A 16574-nucleotide genomic window follows, 5' to 3' on the forward strand; every position below is an offset into this window, starting at 1 on the left:
CTCCCTTAATGCTTCTACAATATTATATTTTAAGAACTAAGCAATTTTATAAGTTATAAACAAGCATATTTCACCTCTCCTTATGAACAGTGTTCATTTCAAATTAAAAAAATTTAAACTCCCATATGATCGTAATCTTTGTTTATTGTTATATAATAGCACAAAACCTTTCAGTTTTGATATGAATTTAATCCTTCTTTAGCAAGTGCAAATGAACAATGTTCATTTCAGTTCTTTTTATAAATCATATCTTTATAGATATGATTTATTTAAGTAGTTCTTTAAGAAATAATTCAAAGGATTCATAGGTAAAAATCGGCATTTGAACTATTGTTATTAAATTCATAATTATAAAACTTGCTGTTTCATGTGTCCCTAACTTAACTTGGATATTGTTCTCAGTACACTCTTTTACTAGAATATTCTCAACTATAATCACAAGTCTTTCGATGAAAACATACTCTTGCTTTAACCCACCTTCTACAAATTCAGGACTGCCATAAAGTTCAGGGGTCAACCAATACTGGCGAAAACTTTCAATAAAAGTTTTTAATTCACTGTAGATCTTATTAAATTTAACATAAATATCAGAATTTAAATCAGATATTTTCTGAACTGAATATAAAAACTCTTGCCAATAGTCAGTCATCATTTCAATAACTAAATCTTTTTTTGTAGGATAGTAATTATATATTGTGCCTAAAGCTATATCGCAGGCTTTTGATAAAGTCCTCATACTTAGCTTAGAATAACCTTCATTATATAGAATTTCTTTAGCTTTTTTTAGTATAAGTTGTTTTGGATTTTCAATTACTCTAGCCAATATATTTCCTCCTACAATAATGAAATGAACTGTGTTCATTTTATAATATTCATATATTTTTGTCAATATAATATTTTTACTACAAAAAATCTTGTAGTTTTATTCATTACAATGAATCTCTAGAGTTTTAAAGCAAATCTTCATTTAAATAATTCTGTTCATTCATCTTTAATCTCAATGCTAATAGTCCCATTTATTTTCCTTCATATCTACATGATTCTCATCTTTAAAGGTTACACCTTCTTCTAATAGCAGAAATCGTTGTTCCTGCCGCCCTGGTGCCAACCTTCCAGCATGATTTACCACACGATGACATGGGTATCCCACATAAAATTCTGCCCCGCTAAGAATGAAAGAGGAAATAAATGAGAGAACAAAAGCCGCATTTACTTATTATACTATTCTGTGTATCAGTACCATAGATGTATTGACTTTTCATAAAAATCGACTTAGTATAAATTTATACACAGTATAATATTTTACGTAGAATAAATTTAATGAAAATTAAGGAGTGTGAATTTATGAGCAGAAGGGAGCGCAAAAAAGAGGAAACTAGGAGCACCATAATAGGTTGTGCTTTAGAGCTTTTTAAGAGTAAGGGCTTTCAAGAAACCTCTATGGAAGAAATCGCAGAACAATCAGACGTATCAAAGGGCACTTTGTATAATTACTTCCCAGATAAGGAGTCCATACTGGTAGGATACTTTCAATCTATTACAGCTGGTTACGGCGAGGATATTAAAAAGGCTCTAACAGGCAATCAAGATTTGAAGTTCAAGCTTAATAGCCTGTTGGACTTTAAAAAAGGTTTAATGGGAAGTGATGTGAAGTTAACAGCTATTTACTTACGATATAGAATGCAGACACTTTTTAACAGTGATCCCTTTTCCAATCCAAACCGAAGCGGACTGGAAAATGTAGTACTGGAAATAATAAAAGATGCACAAGTAAATAATGAACTCAGATCAGATATACCTTCAATAATACTGGCAAGGACTTTTATGCTTTTAGCGGTTAACTATTTTATTTCAAACATAGAAGCAAAAGAACCCTTTGAAATGGATACATTAAAGAATCAGTTAATAGAGCTATTTTTAGACGGTGCAAAGCTATAATATCATGGAGGTGGAAGTATTATGGAAAAAAAGTATATTTTATTTTTTGATGAAACAGATAAAAATGATTTGCCTCTTGTAGGAGGTAAAGGTGCAAACTTAGGTGAAATGACACTGGCAGGCTTCCCTGTACCTTCTGGATTTTGTGTGACCACAGAAAGCTATAAAGATTTCCTACATCTTAACAATCTGCCAGAATTTATAGCCCAAATAATTAAAGCTGCAAACATTGATAACATAAATGAAATTGGGGATCAAATAAGGGCGAAAATACAGCAATCAGCTATACCTGAAAAAGTGGAACAGGAAATAATAAAGTCATTTAATAAGCTAGGAGTAGACAACTACTATGCAGTTAGATCAAGTGCCACAGCAGAGGACTTAGCTTTTGCCTCTTTTGCTGGTCAGCAAGACACCTACCTTAATATCATGGGAAAAAAAGCCCTATTAGACTCAGTAAGAAACTGCTGGGCGTCCCTGTTTACAGATAGAGCTATATTATATAGAATTCAAAATAAAATTGAACATGAAAAGGTTCATATGTCCGTAGTTATTCAAAAGATGTTACTGCCTGAGGTATCAGGAATTATGTTTACAGCGGATCCTATATCAGGTCACAGAAAGCTTATATCCATAGATGCAAGCTACGGTTTGGGAGAAGCTCTTGTTTCTGGTTTAGTATCCCCTGACATATATAGATATAATAAAAGCAATTCAGAGATAGAAACCAAAACAATTGCTGAGAAAAAACTTGCTATAATGCCCATTGAAGGCGGTGGCACAAAAAAAATTGAGATAACGGCTGAGAAAGCAACAAGCCAGGTCCTTCAGGACCTACAGATAAAAAGTCTTGCTGAATTAGGCATGGCAATAGAGAAGCACTACGGCTGCCCACAGGACATTGAGTGGTGTCTAGAAGATAACAAGCTGTATATAGTTCAAAGCCGTGCTATTACCTCATTATTTCCTATGCCTGAGCCTATACCAAAGGATGAGGCTCTTCATGCATATGTTTCCTTTAACCACTTCCAAGTAATGACAAACCCTATTTCACCACTTGGCATTGACATGCTTAGAATGATTTTTCCTTTTGACAAAGGAGCTAGAAGTGCAGAGGATTATAGAGTTATAAAGTCAGCAGCAGGCCGAATATATCTTGATTTAAGCGACATTCTTCAATATAAAAAACCTAGAGAGGTTGTATCTTCATTTCTGAAAAATGCTGATGCCCTGATGTCACAGGCTTTAAAAGAGCTTATAAGCAGGCCTGACTTTGAAGCAGAAATTAAAAAGAACAAGAGCTCAGGGAAAGCCTTAAGAAAATTCTTTAAGCCTATAGTTTTCAAAGCGGTAAAAAATGTTACCTACAGAAAACCTGAGGGTACTGTGGAATTTATAAAAAGCTATATAGACAAGCGAACAAAAGAAGCTGCTAAGGCTATTAATAATGCAAAGCAAGGCATAGAAAAACTTGAAGCTATATATAAGTCTGCAGACTTTTCCGATGACTTTCAGGTGTTGCTTCCAATAATGGCTCCTGCTATGTTAAGTTTTAAAGCTCTTGAAGCACAAGAAGAAAAGCTGCTTGGAGAACACAAACATGTTGATATTATAGTTAAAGGCCTAGAGGGCAATATAACCACAGAAATGGGTCTTCTTGTTGGGGACTTGGCTGATATGGTTAGAATATCACCTGATTTAATAAGAGAATTTACAAATGAGAATTATAACACTTTAATTGATAGAATAAACAAATTAAAGGATAATGAGAAATTTAAAAAGAACTTTAATAACTTTATTGATATCTACGACATGAGAGCTGCTGGGGAAATAGACATGGCAAAAGATAGGTGGATAGAGAACCCTGAACCTCTAGCAAAGGCAATTATGTCCATAGTTAATACCTCAGAGGAAGGCATCCACAGAAAAGAATATAAGGAAACTATTGAAAGAGCAAAGAAAGCTTCAGCAGAGCTAATTAAAGAAGTAGAAGAAAAGCACAGAAAGGTTAAAGGTAAAGTAGTAAGGCGTATGGTAAGGGTATTAAGAAACTATATGCCAATTAGAGAACATCCTAAATATTTAATAATGAAGCTTATTCTGATTTACAAGAAAGCCTTCTTAGAAGAAGCAAGTCTGCTAGTTGAAAAAGGCCATCTTTTAGAAGAAAAGGATGTATTCTATGTAGGCTTCTGGGAGCTTTATAAGGCAATAAAAAATAATAACAGCCTTGTGGAACTTGTAAAATTGAGAAAGGAGGAATATGAGCACTTTAATAAGCTAACCCCTCCCCGCCTTATAACTAGTGATGGTGAAGAAATCAAAGCAGGCTATAAGAGAGATAACCTTCCTGAAGGTGCCCTACCTGGGATGCCCGTTTCCTCAGGAGTTATCGAAGGTATCGCAAGAGTAATCACTGACCCCTCAAAGACTTCTATAAATAAAGGTGAAATTCTAGTAGCTCCTTTTACAGACCCAGGATGGACACCATTATTTATAAATGCAGCTGGTCTTGTTATGGAGGTTGGAGGTTTACTCACTCACGGTACTGTAGTTGCTAGAGAATATGGAATACCAGCGGTAGTTGGAATTACTGATGCTACTAAGAAAATCAAGACAGGTCAGAAAATAAGAGTTGACGGTAATGCTGGATTTGTCCTGATAATTGAAGAATAGAAGTGCTTAAGTGCTAGGATTTGCAGGCATACTACTAGGAATGTTTTCTATAGGCATGATGTATCTGATACTTGCCACTCCCCTGCTGTTCATAATCTTGAAATAAAAAGATGCCGTTCTACAACTAACTTTTTAATTAGTTGTAGAACGGCACTTCTATCCAATTTCTTTTGTACGTTCCAACACTGAAATATAGGTTATAATACATATCATTAATTGGAAAATAATAATATGGAAATGAACTTAGAGGCATAGAGATGTTTCGCAAAAACTTTATGAATGTCTTTTCTCATGAGTTAAGAACACCCATTGTTTCTAAACGAGGCTTTGCAACACAGCTTCAAAACTCTTCTTTGACAGATGAACAGAGGCAAAAATATACGGCCTTTTCACTGTCATAGTTCTAACAACTTTACCTATAGAAAAGGTTTACTTTTAATTATCTAAAAGAAATATTATCAATCATGTTATTTAATAATATAACTGTGTTAAAGTTTTATAACAATTTTAGTAAAAACCTCACTTACTTATGATACGGTTCTCCGCAACAGGTATAACTTAGACTTATATTTATAAATATAAGCTTAAATATACATTGCTTTTTGTCTTCCAATTATGTATATAAAAGACCTAAATATCTGTTTACATTTATATAGGATAGTGTTAAAATTACCTGTGAACAAAAACGCAATAATGTTCATACGTCTTGAAAGGTGATAACTATGGGAAAAGCATTTAGTGAAAATGAATATTTACAAATACAACAAAAGCTTGTAAAAAGTTGTGAAGAATCTTGGAGTAGATATGGCTATAAAAAGACTAGCATAAGAGAACTGTGTGAAATGTCAGGTATATCAACTGGAGCATTCTATCTGTTTTATGATTCTAAAGAAGCTTTATTTATTGATACAGCAGATAAAGTTCTGGAAAGACTTATTGATATAATGAACAATAATATGCCAAGTGCTCCAACAAAATATGATTTTATAAACAGTTTAAAATTGGTAGCAAAAGAGATTGTTAAGGTAGATTGGATTCTTTCCTTGAGAAATGATTTTGAACTACTCCTCCGAAAACTACCAAAAGATTTTTTTGAAAAAAGCTTTAAAAATGATATGTCGGATTTCTTTAAACTTATTAATAAATATGGCCTTAAACCTAAGGTAAGTATTGAAGAAATAACTGCAGTTTTTTGGACAATATTTACTACACTTCAGTATAGAGATGTTATTGGGGATAACTATTTTAAAGCTTTTGAATTTATACTTGAAAGTAGTCTAAAGGATTTGTTTGAATAATAAAAACCAAGTTATTATACAAATGCTTATTTAATTATGGTCTTTTTACAGGTATTTGTATTTTTATAAGAAAGGATGACATGTTTATGAAAAGAAAATTAACAGGTGAAGAAAGTATTTTTTATAGAGCACCTGAAGCTAATGTATCAATTTCTGCCAGAATAGTTGGTGAAGTTAATGAAATAGATTTAAGAGAAGCTCTTATGAAATTGCTAGACTTACATCCTCTACTTAAATCCCAAGTGTTGGTGGATGAAAATGATGATATATGGTTAGAAACAAATGAGTGTATTAAATTAGATTTAAAAATATTTTCTAGAATATCTGATGAACAATGGAAGAAAATTATTCAAAAAGAATTTGATTTCCCATTTGATTTTGAAAAAGGTCCTCTCATTAGGTTCATATTGTTAAAATCTACACATATTTCAGACTTAATAATATTCTGTCAGCACATTATTTGTGATGGATTATCACTAGCTAACCTGGTGCATGAAATATTAACTTTGATGGCTGATTCAAAATATAAATATGCAGCTGAACATGATATATGTCTGCCAGTCCCTGAAAATATTATATTTAGAAAAGCTAATAAACTTGGCGGCCTTACCAAGAAAATCATTATGAATTATTTAAATAGAAAATGGAAAAGGACAAAGATTGATTTCATTACCGATGATTTTTTGCAGATCCACAAAGCATATATGGATAAATATAGCTATAAGATCCTAGCTTTTGAATTAGCAGAGGATGATACACTAAAATTAAGGGAGGTCTGCAGGCAAAATAATGTGACGGTTAACTCAGCCATAAGTATAGCTTTTTTAGCTGCTAGAAAAGACCTAATGAATTATAATAATATAATTCAAGGGGTTGCTGTAAATATACGTAATAGATTAAAAAAGCCTGTTGGAAATAGTTTTGGATGTTTCGTAAGTGATGTAGAATTTAAATATGAGTACGATAAAAAAATAGGCTTCTGGAATAATGCACGCTCTTATCAAAAACGTCTCAGAACTGAACTTGATAATTATAAAGATTTGCAAGCGTTAACTTCTATATCAGATATTAATTGTAGATTTATGGAAGCATTAACCTTCGCAAGACATGTGAATTACAATCCATCTTACTTCAATGATCATCAAAAATTATCGAAGCTTGCAGATAATAAACATATAGCAGCACGTATATATAACGAAGGCTTAAAACAATACCCCGGGTTATTAATTACCAATATTGGAGCATTAAAATATTCAGATATTTATGGTAATTTAAAAATTGAAAAAATCTACTTCGCACCTTCATCTATACCTACTCAGGACGGAGGCCTCATAATCGGTGCTATTACTATAAATAATAAATTAAGTATTACATTAAATGTTACGATACCTAATGATAAAAATGATTATTTATCATTTATGAATGAAATTGGCAATAATGCAATACATCTCTTGCTAGATATGATCCATAACTATAAGAGGACATAAAACCAATAAATAAAAGGCATGTATATATATTGATATATTTGATGTATTAATATCATTTCAATATGTTACCTTTAATATGTATTTAGATTATATTACGCTTTAGCACGTTTCTACTCCTCTTTATTCTACATATGCTAATAACTTCAAAAAATCCACATCACTTATGGTATGGTTCACCGTTGATTATCGTAAATATTTATTTAATTTCACACCTATAGGTTTTTATCTCTAATAATTGAGAATATATCGAGGATCAGAGTCAATTCTGTTTTAAATAATTATTTCAATATTGTTGAAATAGAAACAAAATTTAAATATAATATTGTTAATGTATCAACGGGCGGGAGGACACATAATGAACAAACAAGAACAGGTCATGGCAGGTATCAGAGAAGTGTTTAACAAGATGGCTTGGCTTAATAAGCTTAAGATGGAAGATATTCTTAAGGATTATAAGTCTTCTGAAGTACACTGCATCGAATACATTGGAAAAAATGGGGATTCCAATGTGACAAAACTCGGTGAAGCCTTTTATATGACTAGAGGCGCTATAAGCAAATTAACTAAAAAACTAATACAAAAGGGGCTCATTGAAAGCTATCAGAAACCAGATAATAAGAAAGAAATCTATTTTAGGCTTACTGAACAAGGGCAAGAGCTCTATAAAGTCCATGATGAACTGCACAAAGAGTTTCAAGAACGTGATAAAGCCGTTTTTGAGCCGGTAACCGAGGAGCAATTTGACAGCATGCTTAGATTTGTTGAAAAGTATAGTAACCATTTGGATTCGGAAATTAAAAAGCTTGGTGTAGATACTAAGTCAGAATAAATTAGAATAATGAAAATGAAACCACAGGCAGATGTGCAAAAGAATCATTGAAGAATTTACTTCAGTGATTTTTTTATTGTTATTATTTTGTTGACAAGGAAACAAAATAATGGTACGATAAATTTGTTTCCAAGGAATCAAAATCATAATTTCAAAGGAGAGAATTTAAATGTCCAAATTTATAACACACAATGAACACAACTCAGAACAAGCAGTAGATAAACATGCTTTAATATTCGGTCTTATATCTGTATTTCTTTGCGGAATAGGCTTTAGTATAATAGCACCTGTGGTGCCATTCTTAGTGCAACCTTATACAAGTAGTCCTGGTGAACAAGCTATAGTCGTTACTATGCTGACCTCTGTTTACGCAGTCTGCGTGTTTTTCGCAGCACCTGCACTTGGAGCTTTGAGCGACAAGTATGGCCGTCGTCCATTACTCTTGGTATGCCTACTAGGTTCCGCAATAGGTTACTTAGTTTTTGGTATAGGTGGAGCTCTATGGGTATTATTTTTAGGGCGCATAATTGAAGGTATAACAGGTGGTAGTATAAGCACTATCTTTGCATATTTTGCAGACATCATACCTCCATCCCAGAGAACTAAATACTTTGGATGGATGAGTGCGGTTGTAGGTGCAGGCACCATCATTGGTCCAACTCTAGGCGGATTACTTGCCAAGTTTGGCTATTCTGTACCAATGTTTTTTGGAGCACTAATTACTTTACTAAATGTTGTTTATGGATTCTTCTTTATGTCTGAGAGCCTTGACAAGAATAATAGACTGAAAGAGATTACCTTTGTAAGACTTAATCCATTTACACAGCTTGCAAGCATACTTTCCATGAAAAATTTAAAAGTACTACTTGTGTCAGCATTCTTACTTTGGATACCAAACGGATCTTTACAAGCAGTTTTTTCACAATTTACTATGGATACTTTCAGTTGGAAGCCTGCACTTATCGGACTTATGTTTTCAATTATGGGCTTCCAAGATATCATTTCACAAGGTTTCATAATGCCAAAACTTTTGTTAAAGCTAAGTGATAAGCAGATAGCAATTCTTGGTATGGTTTCGGAGATTATAGGCTATAGTCTTATTGCAGCATCGGCCTTGTTCTCCTTCTATCCTTTCCTTATCGTTGGAATGTTTATATTTGGTTTTGGCGATTCGATCTTTGGACCTTCCTTCAATGGAATGCTTTCAAAGTCGGTGGATTCTAGCGAGCAAGGAAGGATTCAAGGAGGTAGCCAATCTATTCAGGCTTTAGCAAGAATGATCGGCCCTATCATTGGAGGTCAACTCTATGTATCACTTGGACATGCTGCACCTGCTTTTATGGGTATGATCCTTATAGCAGCTGCAATACCAGTTTTGTATAAAGGCCGCAAGTAAAGCACCTACTTTACTTAGGTAAGTACATCCCTTATTTTCCATTATAAGAAAGTACTTAATAGCATATAGTTTTAAGAGCATATAATAATAGGGTTTAAGAACTTAGGGACCAGTTCTTAAACCCTATTTATCCACAGCCATTTTTTGGTATAATCAAGTAAGTAGTTTATCTAATTCAAGGAGGTCGTTTATATGAAAAATAAATACAAAACTGCATCAGTTCTATTTATTTATTTCTCTATTTTATTGATAATTACTATGCTAACAACCACATTGCTTGAATATCAAAATTACTTACAACATCCTGAATATTCAACTCCATTTTCAGTTAATTTAATGATTAAAAGTGTTACCTATGGTATACCAGCAATTGTTGGATTGGTGTTATCTGTAATCTTTAATAAAAAAGCAATTCGAAAATAAATAATATTTATTTTTACTAAGGTTATATTTTAAAATAGTGTTTATATTATTACATAATCTTAATGAAAGTCATTTTGATTTCTTCAATTTATATTTTAGCCTTTTTTAAAGAAGGGTGTTGATATTATATCCATATAAAAAGAAGCCCTAACTGGACTTCTTCAGTTCATTTTATAAAAAATGCGTAAAATATGAGATTAACTTTTATTAAATATAAACCACTTCAACATTAATCCTTTGGCAACTGCATGTATTACAGCACTAATTATTTGATTAAAATAACCACCTATTACTCTTGTATCAATTAAATTTTTATCGACTACAGCATTTGCAATAATTTCAATACACATCCATGCAACTAAAGTGTATACAAGACTGACCATAATAATATGTTCATGTCCCCACTTTTTAAGTGTAAGATAAACAGCTGCCCCTATAATACCACCCATTATAAGATTTAAAAACAAACCTACTAATACTGAAGGCTTATTATAAGTAACAATAAGACTGTTTATTTGATATGTGCTATAAGTTCCAATTCCTAAATAAACAAAAATCCACGAACATATTTCTCCCACAACTGTAGAAACAATACCTATCGCTCCTGCTACAAGAATTCTATCATCATTTAATCCTTTATTAATCTCCATTTTTATATCCTCTTTAGTAGCTAAATTTTATAAATACTTTTCCTAAATAATATTTGCTTTTTTTTATTTTTTATTCATTTTGTAAAACTTGCACTAAAGACATTACCCTGTCTGAATTTTCTTTGCAGCGCCTTGGCTGTTGTAGTTTTGCCACTTCAAGAATTACCTCTTAGAATTATTAGCTTTACTCCTTTGTCCATATATAAACATCCTTCTCAATTAATAAAATTCTCATTTAAAATTTATTTGTTATTAATCTGTAAATCTCAACAGATATCCGTCAGGATCTTGTATAAGGAATTCCTTCTGTTTTTTTTGTTTTCCATCACATAAATATCTTGTTTCTTTTAATTCTCTATAAATTTTAATATTGCTATTTTTAACAACTTCGTATAACTGTTCAACATCCATACAAGCAATAGAAAAATTTACGCCTCTTCCTAATGGATATTCTAAAACATCCACATTCCATCCCTCTGAATGAATTTCTTCAAACATAAACTGACTTTTATTATAAGATAAAAATATAAATTTTTCGTTAGCTCTTTCATATTCCAATTTAAAGCCTAAAGTAGATATATAAAATTGCTTTGTACTTTCAATGTTTGTTACTGATAATTCTGGTATTAATGTATTAAATTCCATAAACTTTCTCCTAAAAATCTTATATAATCCTAATACCTATTAATTAAGGTTACTGAAACTTCTAAACTATAACATCCTTTGTACCTATTTTATATAACAAGTTTTTTATCTAATCTTATTTCTTAATAGCTTTCTTTAACTTATCATAAAAGTCTAAAGTTATTGTTTTATCACTAAAATTTATTATATATTTACCATTAGCTGCAATATAGATATATGGACCATTCTCTAAATTTATAAATAACTTACAAGTGCCAAGTTCTTGAACTTCAAAGTCTCCTCATTTGTATGCTCCACTTTCTGCACCGTTAACTCTTGTCCCAATACTTGGTAAGGTATCAAGAAGTTTTATTTCAGATATATCTTTAGTATCAATTATTGTACCAAACTGCCCTTCTATTAAAACCTTGCTATCAGTTAGCTTCACTTCAACATCTTCTTTGGTCTTATTTGACTGGCTGATCATTAGAGCTATCGCCCCAATTAGGGCAACAATACCTAGTACAAAAACAGCAATTACATTCATTCTATCTATTTTCTTCATAACTAACCTCCAAGATAAAGCATCTATCTTTTCCTAGTATATTTTTGTAATTTCACAATTAAAACCACTTATCGGATCCACTGTTAGTTATATATTGTAGAACAGCCAAATTTTCTATCATATTCTTCTCGTAATTTCTTCACATTAGGTAAAACCTCAATATTTTCCTTCAAGATATCAGCGCCAAATTCTTTCAATATACGAGAATATTTATCTATAATAAGTTTAATTTCTTCGTCACTTGAATATTTATCTTTATAAAAGTCCAATTTTTCTTCTGGTATCTTATCATAAAAAGTGTTTATATTATTATAATCTAGATATTCATAAACCTGACTATTGCACTTTCTATATATTAGTAAATCATCTAAAGCATAAGTATTGGTCTTTTTAAAGATACTTTTCTTTACTGTTATAAAATATACTGCGATTGGATATTCAGGCATCTCAATGCTATGATTAATAATTTCTAATTTATACCCCTTCTTTTCATATAATATATGTAGTCTGATACCATCATCTTCAAAAGTTGCATCATTAAATCCAAACTCATCTACCAAATAGTGAAATTTATCCTTACAAAATTCTATAAATAAATTATTATCCATAAATACCTCCAGTTTATAATATTCCTCTTAAGAATATGGTATTATCATTATTTTAATCAAAACGGACTATCGCCTCATCACATACAATTATACCATTAAAATACAAGTACATCGTATGTAGAAAATTATACGATAATTTCATAAATTAATTCTTCAAAAAGCTTTTTATACAATAAGATCAATAAGCGTATGCAATATAACAGAATATCCGATTGATTTAAATTTAATCACAATCTTTCCAAATAAATATCCCATTAATACTTGGTAAGAACAAGTAAGTACAGACTTAACCAATAGATTTGACCCAGAGTAATAATTGAAAAAAGTTTGCTCATTTGAAACTATATGGATAAGTCCAAAAACTACAGCTTGGATCATGTTAGCTGACTTAGTAGATACTCCATGAGTAATTAGACCGAAAAGAAAGAAATCCCTAAAAATTAATTCTTCTCTTAATGCTGTAAATATAAATGTGTTTAGAATCGATAATATGAATTCTATAGCAGAATAGTGATATGTAATGATTGTTTTAGAAAGTAGTATCAATGGTATTTTATATAAAATGAATGTAATAATAACAAATATAAATCCTTTAAGACCACATTTTAGTGGTAGCTTTATGCTGTTATATTTACTTAAATAGCTAGCAATGGCCAATAATGATGTTAAGACAACTGTAATGCGTGTAAAAGCGCTATTAACTTGAATAATTATTTGAAGCGCAATTAAGATTAGAAACGGTATTACATTTATGAAAAAAAGTATAAGCTTATTTTTACCTTTGCAATTAGAATAATGGCCAGAATTTGTTTTGAAAAATATCATAATGAATATCAATGGAAGTAACGTAGATAAAACACTGTATACTATTACTTCAATGTTTATATTTGAAGATGTGTCTGCTGGTATAGTAGATGATATAACATAAAGAATTAAGAAAAATAGTATGAAAATATATTCACTATAATTATATTTTAACTTGTTCAACATGTGAAGCTCCTTCAATTAAATGGTATTAGTTAGTTAATTCAATCAATGTTTTTTGATATAATTATTTATAGATATCACAAGTATTATGATACCATAAATCCCATAAATATCCTTACTTTTTTCATCTTAAAAGTACAGATTATATAAATTATTGTTGGTATGTTTTGATTCATAGCTATTCAATAAGAAGATTTGATCTTATTAAAAAATCTCTGAAACGACTTTCTTCGGTGATTTTTTGCCCATCTGCCTTTCCGACCGTATATTAGAAATTTCACATGAGAACACGTTTTATTTTTTACTATTTACCCACAAAAAAATTCTAAAACTATTGAAATATCTAAATTTAGCTAGCTTAAAATTTTTATAATTTCTTCTACAATAAGAAAAAAAACAGTATAGGAATAAAATCGCTATACTGGTCTTACATTATAAATATTATCTTCATCTCCAAATTCTCTCACCTAAACAGGTAAGAGTTTTGAAAACAGATTTATGATCAAAGTGGTTCATCTTTAAGAATCTCAATTATATTCCTTCTTAGTTTCCACACATTGCAGCCAAAATTACTTACTAAAGTAATGCAAATATCACGAGCAGTATCATAACTGGATATAAAACTTACTCCAGGGTCACAGCCTTGAAAATATGGGATATATGTGCTCTCTTCTACCTTATCAAGCCAAATGCCATACCCATAGTATTGTGAATTACTGCTACTTTGTACACTTAACATCTGCTCCAACATATCTTTAGAAATAAGATTGCCGTTTAATAAATTTAACCAAAACTTATTTATATCTAAAACTGTAGTAAAGACTCCTCCTGCACCAGTTCCCTTCACATCTACACTATAAATATTAGTGTAATACTCTTCACGCTTCTTATCATATATATAGGAATTAGCACAATTTTCAGGTAATCTATCTAATTCATAGTAACCTGTATCATACATACTACAGGGATCAAAAATACTCTCTTTTAAGTATTCATCAAATAACTGGCCTGTTAATTTCTCAATTATAATACCAAGTACAACAAATCCAGTATTATTATATTGAAATCTTTCCTCTGGTGGATACATCATAGGTTTGTTAATGAAAAGTGGTATTAGATCAGATGACTTCCTAATTTTATAATTAGGGTAATCCTTCCACAACTCATCATATTCACTCATTATACTTTCATCAAAATAATCTGGGATTCCAGAAGTATGACATAACAGCTGTTTTACTGTTATTTTTTCATCAATGTCCTTTAAATCAAAACCAAGTAAACTTCCTATATTGTCATCAAAGCTTAGCTTTCCAGCTTCTATTAATTGCAAAATGGCAACTGCAACAAATGCCTTGCCTGCTGAAGCTGTGGCAAATTTTGTATTAATTTTATTTGGAATTTTATTTGGTAAATCTGTATAACCATAGCTCTTTTGAAATATGTCACTTCCGTTTTTAACTATAGAAATACAACCATTAAAATCATTGTCTACTATTTCTTCAAATCTCATAAGTAAAACCTCCTAGCTTTTCTTCCATGATGACCATTTCACCATAGGTTCATAGCCAATTGCGAAATAAAAGCCATTTCCTCCACCGGTCATATGTGTTGCTCCTAAAGCAGCAGTTCTTCTATATAGCTCTGATAATGCAGCAGAAGCAAGTCCCATTTTTCTGTATTCTGGAACTGTTGATAATGGTTCCAAATATGCAAGATTATTTTCAGGAACCATCCACATCCCTGCACAACAAACATACTCACCTTTAGCATTTTTAATAATAACATCTAGTTCAGGGGTTGCATGTGGAGCTGACATTAAATTATATCCACGTTCTACACCACCTTCTGGTTCTGTATCATGGTCAAAACCTCTCCAAAATGCCTCTATCATTTTCTTCATATCATACTTTCCAGGTTCTTCGAAGGAAAAACCTTCTGGCAATTGAAAGTTCAATGGTCCTTTAGAAAAATCATAAATTCCATATTCCCATTCATTAGTTTTTTCATATCCCATACCTCTAGCAACTTCTATCACATTTTTTTGACTCATAAAGATACTAAGCTCTAAACTTCCATCTTCTGTGCTTAATCGCTGTTCTGCATGTTCTAGCATCTGTGGTATAAGCTTTTCGTATCCTTCTTTCAAGTTGAAAAATACCTTACCAATCTGAGATTCATAAAAGCAAAATCCAACTATATCACCGTTATCCTCCCAAATGGCATTTCTATGACTTTGCGAATTGTCAGTCCAATATAGCATTTGTGCATATTCAAAAAACGTTGCAGGAGCACCATTTTTCCAATCAACTGAATAATTATCAATCATAAATTGATACACCTTTATAAAATCAGCAAGTCTTCTATATGGTCTTTTTATAATATTTTTCATCATGTATCCTCCAAATCTAAATAGGCAGTTTATTAAACTCCTAAATTATAAATAAAGTGTCTTCATCTATAATTTTAATTCTTCTGAAGGATGGAATGAAAGGTACTGATCATTTCTATATTGTTTTTTATACAAAAGCTATCACACATCATAAATAATTGCATTTTTTATAAGTTCTAAATTATATTTCAAATCAGCTTCACCATTTACAGTAATTTGTTTGCACTTTAACAACCTTTGCCACTGATCATGCTCTGCCTTACTTCTCATATCAGTGCCTCCTGTATCATAAGCAGCCGCCCATTCAATAAATTTCACATGATTTTTATACATGTCCCCACCTATCTCAATACGTGAGCCAAAATTCTTCTTTTCTCTTTCCATTAGACGCTCAATACGAACATTTTTATCTGTTACCACACGAACTGCTAAGGTGAAATATGGAATTAACTCATCTCCCCAATCCACAAGTGAACCTGAAATAACAGCTTTATCTGAACGTAAAATATCTTTCTTCATCATTTGAAGCCGCTCAGCCTTTTCTCTTTTTTCTATGTACTTTGGATTTGTTGGAAGCCAAAAGTAATCATCTGTATCCATAAACATATATCCAAGCTTCTCCGATATAAATCTACCTAATGTAGACGTTCCTGAACCTGATGCCCCATATATATGAATTACACTTTTTTGCATATCTTCCTCCA

At 31.4% G+C, this 16574-nt stretch carries 17 protein-coding genes and 1 pseudogene; 8 read left to right on the plus strand and 10 right to left on the minus strand.

Features of this window, described 5'->3' with window-relative positions:
* Window positions 1-265: 265 nt before the first annotated feature.
* Window positions 266-823 carry a TetR/AcrR family transcriptional regulator gene (locus J3477_RS18415; protein WP_206871407.1) on the minus strand — a complete coding sequence of 186 codons (558 nt, stop codon included), beginning with the start codon at window positions 821-823 and terminating at the stop codon, window positions 266-268.
* Window positions 824-1003: 180 nt separating this feature from the next.
* Window positions 1004-1174, minus strand: a pseudogene (locus J3477_RS18420) (MGMT family protein); the annotation flags it as partial.
* Window positions 1175-1344: 170 nt separating this feature from the next.
* On the opposite strand from J3477_RS18420, the gene J3477_RS18425 reads away from it, so the two are divergent.
* The 8 genes from J3477_RS18425 to J3477_RS18455 all read left to right on the plus strand — a co-directional run bounded on the left by J3477_RS18425 (window position 1345) and on the right by J3477_RS18455 (window position 10047).
* The gene (locus tag J3477_RS18425; RefSeq protein WP_206871408.1) at window positions 1345-1938 is read left to right on the plus strand and encodes a TetR/AcrR family transcriptional regulator; all 594 of its coding nucleotides are present in this window, start codon (window positions 1345-1347) and stop codon (window positions 1936-1938) included.
* Between the two features lie 21 nt (window positions 1939-1959).
* Window positions 1960-4614: a phosphoenolpyruvate synthase gene (locus J3477_RS18430; RefSeq protein ID WP_206871409.1), complete on the plus strand. Its 2655-nt coding sequence runs from the start codon at window positions 1960-1962 to the stop codon at window positions 4612-4614.
* Window positions 4615-4889: 275 nt separating this feature from the next.
* Window positions 4890-5015 (plus strand): hypothetical protein, encoded by a 126-nt coding sequence (locus J3477_RS26425; protein WP_371876609.1) that lies wholly within the window; start codon window positions 4890-4892, stop codon window positions 5013-5015.
* A gap of 321 nt (window positions 5016-5336) precedes the next feature.
* On the plus strand, window positions 5337-5912 hold the full coding sequence (locus J3477_RS18435; RefSeq protein WP_206871410.1) for a TetR/AcrR family transcriptional regulator: 576 nt from the start codon (window positions 5337-5339) through the stop codon (window positions 5910-5912).
* Window positions 5913-5998: 86 nt separating this feature from the next.
* The gene (locus J3477_RS18440) at window positions 5999-7399 is read left to right on the plus strand and encodes a condensation domain-containing protein (RefSeq protein ID WP_206871411.1); all 1401 of its coding nucleotides are present in this window, start codon (window positions 5999-6001) and stop codon (window positions 7397-7399) included.
* Between the two features lie 355 nt (window positions 7400-7754).
* Window positions 7755-8228, plus strand: coding sequence for a MarR family winged helix-turn-helix transcriptional regulator (locus J3477_RS18445; protein WP_206871412.1), 474 nt, complete (start codon window positions 7755-7757; stop codon window positions 8226-8228).
* Between the two features lie 169 nt (window positions 8229-8397).
* The gene (locus J3477_RS18450) at window positions 8398-9624 is read left to right on the plus strand and encodes an MFS transporter (protein WP_206871413.1); all 1227 of its coding nucleotides are present in this window, start codon (window positions 8398-8400) and stop codon (window positions 9622-9624) included.
* A gap of 192 nt (window positions 9625-9816) precedes the next feature.
* Window positions 9817-10047, plus strand: coding sequence for a hypothetical protein (locus J3477_RS18455; RefSeq protein ID WP_206871414.1), 231 nt, complete (start codon window positions 9817-9819; stop codon window positions 10045-10047).
* 197 nt (window positions 10048-10244) lie between these two features.
* Here the strand turns inward: J3477_RS18455 and J3477_RS18460 are convergent, their stop codons facing one another.
* The 8 genes from J3477_RS18460 to J3477_RS18495 all read right to left on the minus strand — a co-directional run bounded on the left by J3477_RS18460 (window position 10245) and on the right by J3477_RS18495 (window position 16563).
* On the minus strand, window positions 10245-10697 hold the full coding sequence (locus J3477_RS18460) for a hypothetical protein (protein WP_206871415.1): 453 nt from the start codon (window positions 10695-10697) through the stop codon (window positions 10245-10247).
* A gap of 252 nt (window positions 10698-10949) precedes the next feature.
* The gene (locus J3477_RS18465; RefSeq protein ID WP_206871416.1) at window positions 10950-11342 is read right to left on the minus strand and encodes a bleomycin resistance protein; all 393 of its coding nucleotides are present in this window, start codon (window positions 11340-11342) and stop codon (window positions 10950-10952) included.
* Window positions 11343-11622: 280 nt separating this feature from the next.
* A complete protein-coding gene (locus J3477_RS18470) occupies window positions 11623-11886 on the minus strand; it encodes a hypothetical protein (RefSeq protein ID WP_206871417.1) in 264 nt (87 codons plus the stop codon).
* Between the two features lie 83 nt (window positions 11887-11969).
* A complete protein-coding gene (locus J3477_RS18475) occupies window positions 11970-12494 on the minus strand; it encodes a hypothetical protein (protein WP_206871418.1) in 525 nt (174 codons plus the stop codon).
* Between the two features lie 165 nt (window positions 12495-12659).
* On the minus strand, window positions 12660-13484 hold the full coding sequence (locus tag J3477_RS18480; protein ID WP_206871419.1) for a CPBP family intramembrane glutamic endopeptidase: 825 nt from the start codon (window positions 13482-13484) through the stop codon (window positions 12660-12662).
* Window positions 13485-13983: 499 nt separating this feature from the next.
* Entirely contained in the window at window positions 13984-14991 is a 1008-nt protein-coding gene (locus tag J3477_RS18485) for a serine hydrolase domain-containing protein (RefSeq protein WP_206871420.1), read from the minus strand.
* A gap of 12 nt (window positions 14992-15003) precedes the next feature.
* Window positions 15004-15870: a GNAT family N-acetyltransferase gene (locus J3477_RS18490; RefSeq protein ID WP_206871421.1), complete on the minus strand. Its 867-nt coding sequence runs from the start codon at window positions 15868-15870 to the stop codon at window positions 15004-15006.
* A 141-nt stretch (window positions 15871-16011) separates the two neighbouring features.
* Complete coding sequence (locus J3477_RS18495) at window positions 16012-16563, minus strand: AAA family ATPase (RefSeq protein ID WP_206871422.1); 552 nt, start codon at window positions 16561-16563, stop codon at window positions 16012-16014.
* Between the last annotated feature and the right edge of the window lie 11 nt (window positions 16564-16574).

Source organism: Clostridium zeae (assembly GCF_017312485.1).
Classification (GTDB): Bacteria; Bacillota; Clostridia; order Clostridiales; family Clostridiaceae; genus Clostridium_AR; species Clostridium_AR zeae.